Here is a 16,986-nt window from a genome sequence, read left to right as displayed (position 1 = left end):
CTGTTTTAGTATAAAATTGTTTACAATATGCTCACAAGATATTCATTAAATTTTCACTATTATATTCTATATTCAACATTTATTGTAATTATGAGGTTAGTATGAGTGAAAAAGGTATAGACGTATCTCATTGGAATGGAGAGATTGATTGGTTGAAAGTTGCAAAGGATGAGGTAAGGTTTGCATTTGCCAAAGCAACTGAGGGAGAAACTTTTCAAGACACTAAATTTGGACAAAATTTTCAAAGTATGAAAGATAATAATGTGCAAGCTGGGGCATATCACGTATTTAGGATGACCTCAACACCTGAAGGTCAGTTGAATAACATAGTTAACGAACTTAAAAAAGCTAATTTTGAGCCAGGTACAAATAAGTTAGCTGTTAGTGCTACAACTGGTATTTGCGAAGGAAGAACAACAAAATGTGATGATCCTACAAAACACACTAACACACAGAGAGCCGAAAAACTTCATTCTTTATTGACTCAATTGAATGAAAAAGGATACAGTCCAATTGTATATGCTTCACCAAAAACGTGGAATGATTACTATACACAAGAAGAACATAATTTTTCTCACTACCCATTATGGGTTGCTGATTGGAGAGGAAGATCGGAGCCTGAATTACCTAAAGATTGGAAGGATGCGGGTAAAAACTATACTTATTGGAATTACACCTCTCAAGGAGAAGTAAACGGAATAGAGGGCCAAGTCCCGCTAGACCAAACTTTTTGATATCCTAAAACTATAAAGTAGTGCTAGGGCCTAGCACTACTTTAACAGAATTCAATATTCTTGTTTTTTCCCCACCTAAACTCAAGTTATATACAACTTTATTCAACAACCTTTAAAGACAACTCACGTAAATGCTTATCATCTACTTTAGAAGGAGCGCCCATTAGAACATCTTCTCCTTGCTGATTCATAGGAAAACAGATTACTTCACGAATATTCGGCTCATCTGCAAGTAGCATAACCATTCTATCAACCCCTGGCGCTATTCCACCATGAGGTGGCGCTCCAAACCTGAATGCACGCACAAGCGCGCCAAATTTTGTATCAACTTCCTCTTTACTGTAGCCTGCAATGGCAAAAGCTCTGTACATAATATTCAGTTTGTTATTACGAATTGCTCCACTTGACAGCTCTATTCCATTGCAAACAAGATCATATTGGTAAGCAAGGATATCCAGCGGATCTTTTTCTTCTAAATCTTTCAAGCCACCATGTGGCATAGAGAATGGGTTGTGAAAGAAATCTATTTTTTTGCTCTTATCGTCATATACAAAATATGGAAAATCAATAATCCAACAGAATTTGAAGATATCGTCATCTATTAATCCCAATTCTGAACCTAAAAGAGTGAGCACTTTCCCTGCAATTGTTGCTGCTTCATTTTCCTTATCAGAAGCAAAAAATACACTATCTCCGGGCTTTACATTCGTTATTTCTTTTATGGAATTTAGCCTATTGTCATCGAGGAATTTAGCAATTGGCCCTTTTGCGATGCCATCTTTATCAAACGTTATATATCCAAGACCTTTAGCACCGAATTCTTTTTGCGCATGTTCTATTTTTTTATCAAAAAAACTGCGTGGTTCCTCTGCTGTTTTAGGAGCAGGGATGGCTCTGACTACCATACCTCGCTCGATATTGCTTTTGAAAATATTGAACTCTGAATCACGGAAAATCTCTGTAACATCGCTGATTAATAATGGATTACGCAGATCTGGCTTATCAGATCCATATTTGAGCATTGCTTCTTTGTATGTAATACGTGGAAAATCTTTATCAACTGATTTGCGAGAAAATTTGGCAAACACTTTATATAAGGTAGATTCAATAACCTGAAATATATCTTCTTGAGTTACAAAAGACATTTCAAGATCTAGCTGATAAAACTCCCCAGGAGAACGGTCAGCCCTTGCGTCCTCATCACGAAAACAAGGTGCAATTTGAAAATATTTATCAAACCCTGAAACCATAAGCAACTGCTTAAAAATCTGTGGAGCTTGTGGTAATGCATAGAATTTACCAGGATTTAGTCTGCTTGGCACTAAATAATCACGTGCTCCTTCAGGAGAAGAGGCAGTAAGTATGGGAGTTTGAATATCTAAGAATCCTTGCTCTATCATGAGCCTCCTGAGCTCTGAAATGATCTGTGAACGTAGAATAATGTTATTACGAACCTTTTCACGTCTTAAATCAAGAAAACGATATTTAAATCTCATGTTTTCTGGGTATTCTTGCTCACCGGCGATACTTGCTAATATACTCCTTTCTTCTTTTGCTATTTCTTCATCACAGTGGAACTCAACTTCAGATTCAACTTGTAAATTACTAACTATAACTTCAATTTCTCCTGTGGAAATAGAGCTATTTACCGTATCTTCAGTTCTAGCTTTGACTATTCCTGTGACAGTAATCACACTTTCTGATTTTAAATTCGAAATTTCATCAAAAAAATCTTTATCGTTATTGAATACCAACTGAGTAATCCCATGAAAATCTCTTAAATCAACAAAGATTAGGTTACCATGGTCACGTTTACGGTACAGCCACCCAGAGAGAGTAACTTCCTTTTCTACATCATTCTTCCTTAATTCATTACACTCGTGAGTTTTATAACAGTTCATTTAATTGAAATTTCTAGAATACAAAAAGATTATAAAATAAATTAACCTTTGGGCAAGATAATATCTAAAGATCCTTTACAAGCAATTCTGATTTAGATATACTTTTTTATTATGTGTGTTGAGGTGTATTTATGAACCCTGAAGAATTAAAAGAAATTTTAGCTAAAAATAGAGAGGGTGAATGCTGTAATAAAAGATCTTGTTGATACTGTCACCAAAAATGATTTAGAAAAAGTAAAGTCAATTTTTGAGGAAAATAGTTCCATTATTCGAGATGTTGTCACTGAGGTTAATTCCCAAAGCGGTACAAATTTATTAAAGTGTTCTACTAATAACAAAATGGCCGAATATCTAATAGAAAAGGGTATAAGCTTTAGCGCTGCAGTCACAAAGGCAGTTAAAAGAAGAGATTTAGAGTCAGTAAAATCAATCTGTCAGATTAACAGCTTAATAGCTAAAGATGAGTTATCGCAAAATCCTGAGCCACTAGAATCTGCAACTTATGATCACAAATTTAATGATAAAATTGCAAGGTATTTGATTGAACAAGGTGCAAATCCTAATGCAACTGATCATCTTGGTCGTTACTTACTTCATCTGCAAACTGCACAAGGCAATTTCGAAGGAGCTAAGGCTTTAATAGAAAACGGTGCGGATGTTAACTTAATAAATCAAGAGGTAAAAAGCTATCAGAACTTAATTATTGGTGGTAGTGCGTTAAAGGGTCAAACTGCGTTGAATTTTGCAATTAGAATATATTACAGACATAAAGACATAGACGATCAAAAATCTGATAAAACCTTAAAATTTATAAGTTATTTAATAGAACACAAAGCAAACTTAAATATCAAAGATTGTAATGAGATGGTCCCTTTAGATATTGCTATATTTCATAATTCTCCAAAGATAGTAGAATTATTGATAAAAGCTGGTGCTGATCTTAATGTTGGAAGGAAAAAAGCAGAAGGTGTTTTAAAGTATGCAATTACTGAAGGGCATATAGATATAGGGAAAGCTACAATTCGATATATTTTGGAACATGACTCACACTGGTTAACAACTTCAAATAAACCAGATCTTCTCAATGACCAACAAGAGTTATCAAACTATTGGGATGAATATAAAGCTCAAGTTAAAGAGCTTCATGATATAGTGGAAGATAGAATTGACTTGACTGGTGACGGCTCTACCCGTCCTATAATGAGAACAGTGAGTGGCTTTTTAGATCATGAAAGTAGAAAAAATCTAGTAAAATCATCATTTATATCTAGTGCTGAGGCACCAGAAAATTTTTGTCCGAGAAAGCTGGCTGTTATAAGTGTAGCTGCAATAACTTGCGCTTTAGCATTATATTTTCTTGCTCCATTAATCATTGGGTCTTCTGCTGGAATTGGTACTCAACTAGCATTAGGAGCTGTAGGTGCAGTTGTAGGTGGTGGAATTGGAATCTTGACTAATGTGGCAATCGATCAATGCTACGTTAATTCAGTTACTCAGAAAGCTGACTAAAATTAAAGCGCCATAGATTGCTAAAATCCATAATTGTGGAGTAATATAATGTTACTTTCCTCAAGCCTTTAGCTCCTCAAATACTTCTCTTGCTCTGTTTAAAACAGAATCAGGAAAACCAGCAAGTTTTGCTACATGTATTCCATATGACTCATCTGCAATGCCTTCAATTACTTCATGTAAAAAGATGACTTCTCCTTTCCATTCTTTTATTTTCATACAAAAACATTTCACATTTTCTAAGTATTCACCTACTTTAGTCAATTCATGATAATGAGTTGCAAAAATGGCGCGGCACTTATTTACATTGTGAATATGTTCAATCACTGCCTGTGCAATAGATAATCCATCATACACCCCTGTGCCCCTACCAATTTCATCAAGTATCACCAAGGAACGGTCCGTTGCCTGATTTACTATCGTTGCTGTTTCGATCATCTCTACCATGAAGGTAGAATAACCAGCTGTTATATTATCCGTTGCGCCAACCCTGCTGAATATCTTGTCAATCACTCCTACATGCGCACTCTCTGCTGGCACAAATGACCCCATGTGAGCTAAAACTGCAATGAGAGCGTTTTGCCTCAAGAAAGTGCTTTTTCCAGCCATATTAGGACCAGTAATTAGATGTATACCAGCTAAATTGATGCTATTTGCAATGAATTTATCGTTAACTTCAACCACTGGGTGTCTTCCGCTACAGATATTGAACTCTTTGCTGTCATCAATAATGGGTTTTACGTAATTATTTTGCACTGCAAGCTCTGCAAATGCGGTTCTAATATCAAGTTTTGCCAAAGCATTTGCAGCAAGAGCAATTTTTTCAGATTCTTTAGCGACTTCACTACACAGTTCACTAAAAATTTTCATTTCTAAGCCGATTGCAGCATCACGTGCCGTAAGAATTTTATTTTCTAGTTCTTTCAATTCATTAGTAGTGTAGCGCATGCTATTTGCTAAGCTTTGTCTATGAATAAATATATCCGAAGTTATTTTGTGATTTGCCGACACTTCAACGTAATAACCAAGTATATTGTTGTGTAATATTTTGAGTGCAGCAATGCCAGTTAGGTCGCGATAAGATTCACGGAGCTTAGTTACCAACTTGTTACTGTTGTTCAATATATAAGATAACTCAGATAATTCTGAGTTGTATTTTGGATTGATAAATCCTCCTTCTTTTACGGAACTGAGGTTGTTATCAAGTATAGCGCTGTTTAGAAGCTCGAATAGATCTTTATGATTACCAAGACTTTTATGTATTGTGCTTAGTTCACTCTCGTCACTACTTATCACCTGAACTGGTTCCTTTTCTCTGGTCAAGCACTGGAATGACATCTGAGAGTTAATTTCTGATTTTTCACTTAAACAATAATTATGCAAGGTAGACAGAAACTCAGACAATTCTAAAGTCTTTCCTAGGCCTATTTTCAATAGGTTCATATCCTTTGGTGAACCACGCCCTAGTATTAAGCGCGATAAAGACCTTTCAATATCCGGAATGTTAGATAATATCTCTCGTATTTTTCTGCGTGAATCATGATTATTTACAAAAAATTGAGCGGTGCTGAGCCTCAAATTAATTGCCTTAGAGCAAGCAAGGGGTGAAGCGAGCATTTGTTTGAGCAGGCGTCCACCAGAAGCTGTAACTGTATGATCAATAACTGAAATTAGTGAACCTTTCTTTTCACCAAATTGAGTTGAAAACAACTCAAGATTTCTCCTTGCTGAAGCATCAATAAGCATGAAATTTTGTTGCTTATAGGTTTTTGGGAATTCAAGCCTTGGAATGGAGCCCCTTTGCGTTACTCTGACATATTCAAGCAGTGCACCACACGCCATGATTTCTACTTTGCTGAAATTTCCTATACTCCCAAGTTCCCTGATTTTATAAAACTCGCATAATGTTCTGTGAGATTTACTATACTCAAAAAAGCTCTGTGCGTGTTGCGTAATTGATATTTTATAATTTTTTAAAATCGATCTAATTTTTTCATCCTCAGTGAATTTTTCAGAAATTAATAATTCTCTTGGTGATATACGCAATAAATCACTATCTAGAGCTTTCAAACTCGTTAAAGTGTGAAAAAATTTTCCCGTCGATAATTCAAGCCAACTAATAGCATATTCGTCATTTTGTTCAACTATGGATGCGAGATAATTATTGCTTTTATCCTCCAGTAGTGAATCTTCTATAATTGTACCTGGAGTTACAACTCGCACTACATCACGCTTTACTATGGATTTATAGCCCCTCTTTTTTGCTTCATCAGCAGTTTCTAATTGGTCACAGATTGCTACTTTGAATCCTAAATCTATTAGCTTGTGTAGGTAAGATTCGCTACTGTGTGCTGGCACTCCACACATTGGTATTTCTTGCCCATTTGAATTGCCCCTCTTGGTTAGCACTATATTCAGCAATTTCGCAGCTTTAATAGCATCATCGAAAAACAATTCATAAAAATCGCCCAGTCTATAAAACAATAGATGATCCGTGTATTGAGCTTTCAAATTTAAATATTGCTCCATTACAGGGGTATTTTTTTCTCTTATTAAGTTCATAACATTTTTAAATATGTTAGCAGCAAACCACTTACTCTGGTGTTGGTTATTTTATTATGGATCAATAATTTTTTTTAGCTATAGTACAAAAACAAATAGTTTGAGGTAGAATTATGAAATATGAACGGTTGTTAAAAATATTAAGGACAATAAGTGACTTAAATGAGAACAATATAATCGAAAGGGTAAAAGAGGAATTGGAAAAAGAAGATCCAGACACGTATAAAAAGTGGCAAGATAATGGATTTAACATAAATTATACATTCGATGATCAAAGTACATTGTTACATATAGCTGCTAGAAATGATCTTGTAAAGATAGCAGAGCTTTTAATAAAAAAAGGGGGTAATGTTAATACAGCAGATCAAGATGGATGGAATACTTTACACTTTGCTGCTGCAAGTAGCAGTATAGGAGTGGTAGAGATTCTCATAGCAAACGGGGTTAATGTTAATGTAGCAGATCAAAATGGGTTTACTCCTTTGCATTGTGCTGCTCACAATGAAAATAAAGAGATAGTAGAACTCATATTAGACAAGGGGGCTAATGTTGATGCAGTAAATCAAAATGGGTGTACTCCTTTGCATTGTGCTACTATCAATGGACATGAAGAAATAGTAGAACTCCTATTAGAGAAAAGGGCTAATGTTGACGTAGCGGATGAATACGGGCGTACTCCGTTATGCTGGGCTATTAGAAATGGCTATTCAGAAATAGCAAGAATTCTACTTGAAAACAAAGCAGATCCTTTATTGGGACATAAAAGTTTTAACACATTAAAGCTTTTGATTGAATTAATAAAAAATGATTTTAAGCACTCTAAGAAAGCAGAAGAAACACAGCAACAAGAAGATGATGAATATGAATTGATTAAATACTCGTTGCTACTTCGCAATGACTGCTCCTTAACGGATGTTGTCGAAAGAAGTGCATTTGGCAAGCTGATATCTACGTGGCTTGTTGACATGTCCAACTTAACAGAGAGTCAGAAGGAATTGAATAAAAAATTCTTAAGTACTTTTAAAGACTTTCCACATGTTACTTATAAGGATTATAAGAACGATGTTGAAAAAATTAAAAAATTTTTACTAGATCATAAAAGTAATCAAGATCTAAAAACCATTCTCAACCTTAAAAGAGGAGAATCTAAACTGACAATACTGCATATTCTATCAAGTATGGAATGTAGCAATTCAGAAGAATGCATAGATTTACTGTTGAATTCAGGTGCTGATCCTAATGAAAAGGACGACACAGGAAGGACGCCTTTGCATTATGCTACTCGTTCTGGTCATTGTGATACAATTATCAAATTGCTTCTAAGGAAAGGAGCTAATCTTGATATAAAGGATAAAAAAGGTAAAACCCCAATAGAATTTGCAGTTAATAACCCCCACCTTAATATTAAAGAGTGCTTTTTAACTGATGATGTTATTTATGGAACTTTTCGTAAAAAAACACAAGCTGACTATAATGGAAAAAAGTATTTGCGCAAAAGTGTAAATCTATGGGGGAATGATTTTCTACTAGATGAGCAAGATCCAGATAAATATTTTTGTAAATTAGATGAAGTTCAAGACATAAATCAGCTAGAACAGGTTGTAAATGAAGCTATAAAATCTAGGGTAAGGTTCAATCTTACTTGTGAGGGAAATATATATGAAAATACTTATGAGAATAAGTATAATTTTACAGATTATGTAATAAGAAGAATTAGTGAATTAAAGATTTTTCAAGTTGAAAGGGACATAGAAGTTGCTAGTCGCATAGTATGTAATTTGGTAAAAAGAGGTGCAGTACTTGAAACTCTAAGTAGTATAATTGTAATTGATAAACTAGAGAAGTTTAAAGACCACAAAGCTAATCTGAAAGAAGCACGTAAAAGCTATATACATTATTCTCTAAGGTTTTTGGAAGCTGCAAAAAACGCAACTACTGGTAAGGTAAAAGAGGCAAAAATGGACAACTTCACTTTCTGCTTGAAATACTCAAAGAATAGTATAGTCGAGGTTGCAAAAATCATAAATGGAACAGATGAAAGCACAGAATTTCGAAGAGACGTGATAGCAATCGGTGAAAGCGAGATAGAAATTTTAACGGAAGGTGGGGTAAGAAATTATACTGACCTTATAGGTAATATAGTACTGACTTTTCATACTGATTTGGGAAAAGTAGATGCTAGATTGTATTCTGATGTGCAAGATGAAGGAAAAATTATAGTAGAAGTGAGTAACAAGGAGGAAATATTGGAAAAGTTTAAAAATTATAAAGAAGAGTTAGGTGAGAACTGCTTGCTTGGTGGTTCTTCTGTCTACGACGCTATTAAGCAGGGATATTTTAAAAGGCCTGAGGAAGTAGATTCCATATATCATGTAAGTTCTTCATTAGAAAATATATCTTTATTTCCTATTGTACAACAGAACACAGAGAAAATTCGCTAGCGAGGTTAGTGTTGCTTAGCTTAAGTTTAAATTGCCAAAAAATGCAAACTTTATGATACTGAAGGAACTACTTTTTTGGTAGAAGGCAAAGCAGCAAGGAGCGAGCCAAAAGCGATAAGAAAGGATCCTAGCCAGATTATAGACATTCCAGGTTTATAGTGCACTTTAGCTGCGATTTTGCTCTTACTCTTATCAATCTCTCCAATTACAACATAAATATCAGAAAATAAATTGTGGTAGATACTGCTTTCAACATTTTTCTGACCTTCCGCAAGGTAAAATCTATATTCAGGAGTTACTTCACCTAATATCTTATTATTCAGCAAATTCCTGATATCCATTGTACCCCTCACTGCATGGAAATTTTTTTCTTTTATTAGCTCAATATTTCGTAAAGTAACTTTAAATTTATTGACTGTTATGCTGTCTCCTATTCCCAAGTAGTTTTCTTTTTTCTTCTGCCAACCAACGGAATAAGATATACCAAGCACTAGAATTGCCACTCCAGCATGAGCAAGCATCATTCCATAGTAGGACTTAGAAACTCTTCTTGCTAATAAAATTGATTCACCAAATGCTACCTTAAATAAACAAATTCTTTTACTATATGCTTCTAAAACAAAGATTAATAATGCTATGGAGATGGTAATTGATAGCACAATCATTAGCTCCATGTGAAAGATAAACGGCAAAATAGCTGCAGCACTACAAAATGAAAATCTATATTCACGGAATATTGGCAATAGACTATTTCCCTGCCAACTGCAGTATTGCCCTATCATGGTGAGTACTAGAATAGCTAGTGCAATAGAGTTAAATAAAGAATTGTAATATGGTGCTCCAACTGAAATTAATTCACCGGTTAAATACTCAAGCACTGTAGGGTATAAAGTGCCAACGAACACGATGAAAAAGGCAGTGATGAATAATAAATTGTTCATCAGCATCATCGTAAGGCGTGAAAAGAATCTTCTACCTTCTGTCACTTGAGTAGCAGATTTCTTTTCAGATTCCAATATCGAATACTGGAAAGATGTGTGATTCTTTCTCGTAAACACTACAAATATTACTAAGCTACTGACTGTAATTACACCAAGTAGAGCTAATATATACAGTCCATATCTTGGGTCATCTGCAAACGTGTGCACTGAGGTAAGTATTCCTGAGCGGACTAGAAATGTTCCAGTCACACTCAATATAAAAGTTGTAAGCGTAAGTAAAATAGCGAAATTCCTTAAAGTATTGAAATTTCGTACAACGAGCAACAAATGTGTCAGCGCCACTGCAATTAGCCAAGGCATCAAAGAAACGTTTTCCACTGGATCCCAGAACCAAAATCCACCCCAACCGAGTTCACGATATGCCCACCAGCTACCCAAGCTGATGCCCAAAGTGAGCAGCGACCAAGAAATAAGTACCCAAGGCCTGACAATTTTAGCCCAAACATTTCCTTCAGTATTTAAAATTAATCCAGCTATAGAGAGCGAAAAAGGAATGCTAAATCCAAGGTACCCCAAATATAATACCGGTGGATGAATAGCAAGGCCTATATCCTGCAATATCGGATTAAAACCCAGTCCATCTGTTTCAATGCCTGGCATTTTAGTGAAGGGGCTGGATTCAAGTAAAGTGAACAGTAAAAAACAAAAGCAAATCAAGCCTTGGGTGATAAGAGATATTTTTTTTAATTTACTACCATTAGTTCGTTCTGGTGTCATGCAAGTAGCTGACACTGGAATCCAGTTTTTATTACACTGCCATTTGATGTACTCATTTGCAATTAAATTGTCTGGATCCAAGTAGTCAAGCACTGGGATGACAGAAGGTATATAAATATCCATTAGTAATAAATACATGACAAGCACTAAGGTCCAAAGCAACATAGACCCTTCTTTATTTCCCCAAACACCACAAATCTTATAGATTAAAGGTTTTGTTGTGTGTGAGTGGTAATATACGTTTTCAAGTGAGAAATCATTTTTAATGTGGCAGTAGATCAAAATAGCCATTGATGCTGACACACAAAAAAATATGGCAGAGGAGACGAATCGGTAAGAACTAAACGGTAGAAACAAATACGTTAAAGATAACAAACAGGCTACCAATAACAATATATTCCCAAATTCAGGCATAAGATTCATATAATGATATTACTAATAATAAATTGGGAGTTAAAGTTTTAATATAGGAACAAAGTTAATCTTCAATTATATTAATAGTAAGTAAAAATTAAGCATTAAGCTTTTATACTTTATATTATATAACATTAATATTGTGAGGTAATATTATGGGCACAACTAAGATTAGTGAATTTCTATTCAATATAAAAGGTAAAGTGGCAAAACAACATGCTGAACCAATAATTGAAAAAAATCTCTATACTATTTTAGGATTCAAAGATGTAGAAGATTTAGAACATAAGACAAGTAAGTCCGTTAACAAAAAAATTTGGCAGCTATTTATTGATTGCTTTACAAAGGAAATAGATTATGTAGCAACTAAGCAAGTTGTAAAAAACGTTGTTTGTAATATTGCCAAAAGTGCCCAAGGCAATGCTTTTACTGAAGCTGAAAGCTTAATCTTAAACGAAAAACAAGATAATAAAAAGAGAGAAAGAGCGATTAAAAAAGCTACTAGTATTTTAAAAAAAATCAATCCAGAAAAAGCCTTCAATGAACTTTCAGTAATAAAAAAACAAGCCGAAGATTTTTTACAAACCGATTTTTATAAGGCGCAGAGCAAACCACTGCCAGGATTTGCTACATCTGGTGCACAGCTTTTTGCGGAAACTTTGAAATATATAGAAACACTAGAAAAATTATCAGAAGTTAAAAAGGAAGATTTAACTAAGAGTTTCCTATTAAATTATATTAGTTCACTGAACAAAAAGTATCCTAAATCACAAGGTAAAAGGGAAGATGCTATACGAATACTATCAAGCGATGAGTTGAAGAATTTTTATAATAAAGGTGTAGAGGAAGGAATACTACAACCGCTGGTATCATATAAAGAATGCAGAAATCTGTATGATAAAATGAGCCAAACAAAGGATGAATGTATAATCAAAAAAGAAGAACATGAGAAAGCAAGTAAGTCAATAACCAGTATAATTAGTGACATAAAAAAATGTAGAGAAGCAGTCCTTAGTTGCAAAAATTTTCAGAGCTCCTACATAAAGGAAAAAGCAGAACACCCATTTAGAGGCACCTCATGTCAAAAAATGATTGATATATATCAAGAGAGAATTGCTGGATATCAGGAAAAAATTCGTCAAAACCTAAACCAAATAAGAGCAATATTAAAAGATACGCCGCAAGATGTGGAAAAATTTAAGGAAATAATCAATTGTGTGCATGAAGCAGAGCAGTATGATGAAATTTTTGATTCGGCTTTAATTTGTTTATCGAACATACAGAATAAGCTAGATATTCAACCAGAAAATCCCCTAACAGAACTCAGAGCTTCACAAATCAACGTTGAAATTGAGCTAACTAGGCTCTGTGAACAAAATATTAGAGTAAGCATGTGAGTGCTTCAACAAAATTCAAAAAACCAATAAAGACCTCATAAGTCTTATCAAAATAGGAGATTTCTAATAGTGGCAAATACCATGTATTTCTTTCAATTTGCCACTACCTAAATCACACATTGTCTTCCAGAAGGAAAATTTTTGTTCCACTGGCAACCACCTCATGTATAGCTTTACTTTCATAATAAGAAAAATGGCAAAAGCAATTTTAGATCTACTCTAATAAAAGCCTATTTTCCTTGAAACTAAAATAGCTACTAAATGTGATAATAATATGATCTATTAATTCTATTCCTATGCTTTTGCAAGCTTCTGCAAGCTGTCTAGTGAGAAACATATCGCTACTTGAAGGCTGTATATCTCCACTTGGGTGATTGTGGGATATTACAATCGATGTTGAGCCAATCAAAAGAGCGCGTCTTATGATCTCTCTAACGTAAATAGGAGTTTGATCTACTGTACCAAAGTTCTGCAGATCTTCCGCTATTAGACGATATCTTTTATTCATATAGATGACGCGAAAATTTTCTTTATTAAGGCTTCCTATACTTACTTTTAAATAATCAAGCAAATTTTCCCAGTTATTGATTATAGGTAGGTCCTTTATTTCTTCTCGTGCAGAACGAACAAAAGCCTGTTTCACACAAAAGATAGCAGATATGGCTGCATTATTAACTCCTTCAATATTTTGCAGTGCTTCTAAATCGGCATTAAAAACTTTATTTAAACTGCCCAAATTTTCTATCAAACTCTTTGCTACTGGCTTTACATCGATTCTACTATATGCTGAATATAAAATGTGTTCTAAAATCTCATAATCAAGCAATGATTGTCCGTTATCTAAAATAATTCTCTCTCTTAGGCGCTTTCTATGACCTTTTTTGTAATCTTTCATTATTCATGAATTGCTTATCTCTTATAATAAGAAATTGAATTTTTAAGTAAAATATTTAATAAAACACATGAAGCATAATTGTAAATTTTTGAAGACAGCAAATGAAAGTAGCCCCTCTCTTGTCATCCCCTGCTCCCTCCTTCTTGTCATTCAAGTAGCCTCATCCCAGTGTCCCTTCTATATATCATCCCAGTGCTCCTTCTATGTCATCCCAGTGCTCCTTCTATGTCATCCCAGTGCTCCTTCTATGTCATCCCAGTGCTTGACACTGGTTTCTTACCAACAAAAACCTAGCATAACTTTTGTGCTCAAAAAATTTCCAGCATCAAGTGCTGGCCTGAAGCTTTAGCTGTAAATGTTAAGAAATTTACCAAGCGAAAAAAAAGGCAAAAAAATCCCCGTGTAACGAGTTTTGACCCTATAATAATGTAAATTGGCGCTGTAATAATGTGCTAACGCTTAAAATAAGCGCGTTTTGGCTGAATGTAGAAAAAATAAAAAAGACATGCAGCCGCTATAATTTTTATGTAATTTGCCAATAAATATCTGAGTTTTTTACTGAATTTTTGTTGTTGAACCCGCGCGGATCGAAAACAAGGATAAATACTCTTATTGTCATAATAAGGGGGCTGGCGCAGTTTGTCAAGGAAGTTTTATGCGAGAGATCTATTGAAATGCTCGTGCAAAATCATACTATTAATTAGTACACTATAAATTTAAAATTATAAATATGTTAAGCAAATTAGTAACTTTGCTATTAATTTTTATATTTCCTTTTTACTCATACTCATATCAGTTTAGAACCAAAGCAAAGCAAGCAATTGTCTTAGATTTAGCTTCAGACTCGTTCATTTTTGAACACAATTCCAGGGAAAAAATGGCCCCATCTTCAATGAGTAAGTTAATGACTTTATATGTAGCTTTTGACTATCTAAAAGCTGGAATAATAAAAATGGAAGATAAATTTCGAGTAAGTAGAAAAGCATGGGAAAGGAAAGGCTCTTCTATGTTTTTGAAAGAAGGTCAATTTGTTACGGTAAAAGAACTACTTGAAGGAATTACAATTGCCTCAGGTAATGATGCATGCATAGCGCTAGCCGAGGGTATCGCAGGATCAGAAGAGAATTTTGTTGCTGAAATGAATGAAGTTGCACAAGATTTAAATCTTAATGATAGTCATTTTGTTAACTCAAGCGGGTGGCCAGATGAAAACCATTTTATGAGCGCAAAAGACTTGGTAACACTGGCAAAAAGGATTTTTACTGATTTTCCTGAATACTATGATCTATTCTCTGAACAATATTTGACATATAACGATATTGTACAAAAAAATAAAAATCTTTTACTTTTCCATGATATTGGAGTTGATGGTCTAAAGACAGGTCATACAAGTGCTGGTGGTTATGGAATTATAGTATCTGCAAAACGGAACGATAGGAGAATTTTTGCTGTTGTGAATGGTTTGGACACCGAGAAAGAGCGAATAGAGGAAGCAAAAAGACTAATACAATATTCCTTAAATCATTTTAATACCAAGAAAATATTTGCTAAGGATAGCGTAGTTGAAGAAATAAATATTGTTTATGGAAAAGATAAAAAGGTGCCCGTTACAGTTGCAAACGATGTTACCATAACTTATAACCGCAGATTACATGATAAAATTAAAGTGCGTATTGAGTATAAAGATATGGTACCCGCACCAATTAAAAAAGGTCAAGAAGTGGGCAAAATTTTTGTAGAAATACCTGGTACTGAGCAACAAACTATACCTGTTTATACAGCAAATGATGTGCAGAAATTGAGCTATATAAAAAAAATTTTTAGAAAGTTGTTTTAATCAGCAAATGTAAGTTAAGGAGACCTGAAATACTAATCTACTTTCAACCTCTCAGCATGTAAACTGCGTGGTAAAGATTCCAACTCTTTTGCAGCAGTGAGTTCTTTATTTTTTGCATGTATACCAAGCTTATTGAATTCTCGGGCAGCAGGAAACACTCTTGCCTCAAGCGAACCAGCAGTTTTATTGTAATGATCAACAGCACTTTTTAAGCTTCTGCGTAAATTATCAAAATTTTCGCCCATTGTGCAGATTCGCTCATATAAAATATGGCCTAGTTCACTTATTTTCTTTGCATTTTCAGCTATCATCTCTTGCTTCCATCCATAGGCTACTGCCCTAAGTAGCGCGATTAAAGTGATTGGTGTTGCAATAATTACTTTTTTTTCTATTCCAATTTCTATCAAAGCTGGTTCACATTCTAGTGCTGCACTGAAAACCCCTTCTCCTGTTAAAAAAAGTACCACAAGCTCTGGCGTATTTTCAAATTGGTTCCAATATTCCTTTCTGCCTAGATCATTTATATGTTTTTTTATTGCCAGAGAATGATTCTTCAATTTTTCCTTTTGTATCTGTAAATCATTTTGCGACATAGCATCCATGTAAGAATCAAGTGGTACTTTAGCATCTATTATTATTTGCTTTCCTGATGGCATTTTTATTATCAAATCAGGACGCAACAAATTGTCCTCATTTTTATCAATTACTGAAGCTTGAGTCAAAAAATCGCAATATTCAATCATTCCCGCCATTTCTACTACTCTTTTTAGCTGCATTTCACCCCATTTTCCCCTAATGTGAGGCTTCCTCAGGGCGTTAGCAAGGCTAGAAGTTTGACTCATTAATGCTCCAATTTGCTCCCTTAAACCTTCATAGGCCCCTACCCTCTCCTTCTCTAGGTCACGTATTTCACTATCGAATTTTTCTAACTTTTCTTTTATTGGAGTGACAACTTCGTTGATCGTTGCTTGCCTTTTTTTGAAATCACTTTCTGTTTCTTTTAGCTTACTATCGATTACTTCCTTCGCTAAATTCAGAAAATTATTGTTGTTTACCTGCAAAGCATCAAGAGAGAGAGCTTTAAAAGTGTTTGTAAGCCTCTCCTCTGCTTTTGTCAGTAATTCTATTTCCTTTTTCTTTTCCTCACGCTCTTTTTGTAGAATTACTTCAAGCTCTGCTTTTTTGACTTTCAACCCAACTATCTCTTCATCCTTATTCAGTAAAGTTCGCTTTGCCTCTTGAAGCTCACGCTCTAATTTAAGTTCAAGATTTGCTTTCTCCTCACTTAGCTTTCTATTCTTTTTTACGACGAAAAAGAGAAATAACAGTAAAAAAAGAAAATTTAACCCGAGAACTATAGAATTGAGAAGCATCAGAATACAGAAAAAACCGCACTCACAATACTATCTAATTTTTCTATATATAAAAAAGAAAAAAGAGAATCAAATGAGGTACTCTTTTGTGAAGGATTTGGTTTACTAATTAATAATCGCCTACACTTGGATTAGTGACATAATGTCTTTTTATTAAAAATCTTATATAATAGTTATTTTTATCATATCAAATAGCACATATATT

10 protein-coding genes are annotated in these 16,986 nt (G+C 34.3%); 5 read left to right on the top strand and 5 right to left on the bottom strand.

The genetic code is table 11. The features are described from left to right. The first annotated feature begins 101 nt into the window (after positions 1 to 101). On the top strand, positions 102 to 734 hold the full coding sequence (locus MJ631_RS01860; protein WP_007302899.1) for a glycoside hydrolase family 25 protein: 633 nt from the start codon (positions 102 to 104) through the stop codon (positions 732 to 734). Between the two features lie 98 nt (positions 735 to 832). Here the strand turns inward: MJ631_RS01860 and aspS are convergent, their stop codons facing one another. Continuing rightward, positions 833 to 2,635, bottom strand: coding sequence for an aspartate--tRNA ligase (gene aspS / locus MJ631_RS01855; protein WP_214303317.1), 1,803 nt, complete (start codon positions 2,633 to 2,635; stop codon positions 833 to 835). Positions 2,636 to 2,812: 177 nt separating this feature from the next. Between aspS and MJ631_RS01850 the strand changes: the two genes are divergently transcribed. Then, entirely contained in the window at positions 2,813 to 4,144 is a 1,332-nt protein-coding gene (locus MJ631_RS01850) for an ankyrin repeat domain-containing protein (protein WP_262986582.1), read from the top strand. Between the two features lie 60 nt (positions 4,145 to 4,204). On the opposite strand, the gene mutS is transcribed toward MJ631_RS01850, so the two are convergent. Then, positions 4,205 to 6,706 carry a DNA mismatch repair protein MutS gene (gene mutS, locus MJ631_RS01845; protein ID WP_052264659.1) on the bottom strand — a complete coding sequence of 834 codons (2,502 nt, stop codon included), beginning with the start codon at positions 6,704 to 6,706 and terminating at the stop codon, positions 4,205 to 4,207. A gap of 113 nt (positions 6,707 to 6,819) precedes the next feature. Here mutS and MJ631_RS01840 point away from each other — a divergent pair, with 113 nt between their 5' ends. Then, positions 6,820 to 9,147: an ankyrin repeat domain-containing protein gene (locus tag MJ631_RS01840; RefSeq protein ID WP_052264658.1), complete on the top strand. Its 2,328-nt coding sequence runs from the start codon at positions 6,820 to 6,822 to the stop codon at positions 9,145 to 9,147. A 50-nt stretch (positions 9,148 to 9,197) separates the two neighbouring features. Here MJ631_RS01840 and MJ631_RS01835 read toward each other — a convergent pair whose 3' ends face one another. Further along, the gene (locus MJ631_RS01835; protein ID WP_458694724.1) at positions 9,198 to 11,279 is read right to left on the bottom strand and encodes a heme lyase CcmF/NrfE family subunit; all 2,082 of its coding nucleotides are present in this window, start codon (positions 11,277 to 11,279) and stop codon (positions 9,198 to 9,200) included. Between the two features lie 155 nt (positions 11,280 to 11,434). Here MJ631_RS01835 and MJ631_RS01830 point away from each other — a divergent pair, with 155 nt between their 5' ends. After that, complete coding sequence (locus MJ631_RS01830; RefSeq protein ID WP_007302893.1) at positions 11,435 to 12,676, top strand: hypothetical protein; 1,242 nt, start codon at positions 11,435 to 11,437, stop codon at positions 12,674 to 12,676. 214 nt (positions 12,677 to 12,890) lie between these two features. Here MJ631_RS01830 and radC read toward each other — a convergent pair whose 3' ends face one another. Further along, complete coding sequence (radC, locus tag MJ631_RS01825; protein WP_019078756.1) at positions 12,891 to 13,571, bottom strand: RadC family protein; 681 nt, start codon at positions 13,569 to 13,571, stop codon at positions 12,891 to 12,893. 730 nt (positions 13,572 to 14,301) lie between these two features. Between radC and MJ631_RS01820 the strand changes: the two genes are divergently transcribed. Further along, positions 14,302 to 15,408: a D-alanyl-D-alanine carboxypeptidase family protein gene (locus MJ631_RS01820; protein WP_012482049.1), complete on the top strand. Its 1,107-nt coding sequence runs from the start codon at positions 14,302 to 14,304 to the stop codon at positions 15,406 to 15,408. A 32-nt stretch (positions 15,409 to 15,440) separates the two neighbouring features. Here MJ631_RS01820 and MJ631_RS01815 read toward each other — a convergent pair whose 3' ends face one another. After that, positions 15,441 to 16,781, bottom strand: coding sequence for a DNA recombination protein RmuC (locus MJ631_RS01815; protein ID WP_007302846.1), 1,341 nt, complete (start codon positions 16,779 to 16,781; stop codon positions 15,441 to 15,443). Positions 16,782 to 16,986: the final 205 nt, after the last annotated feature.

The organism is Wolbachia endosymbiont of Oryzaephilus surinamensis, from assembly GCF_025617515.1.
Taxonomy (GTDB): domain Bacteria; phylum Pseudomonadota; class Alphaproteobacteria; order Rickettsiales; family Anaplasmataceae; genus Wolbachia.
This window is presented reverse-complemented; position numbering and strand designations above follow the sequence as displayed.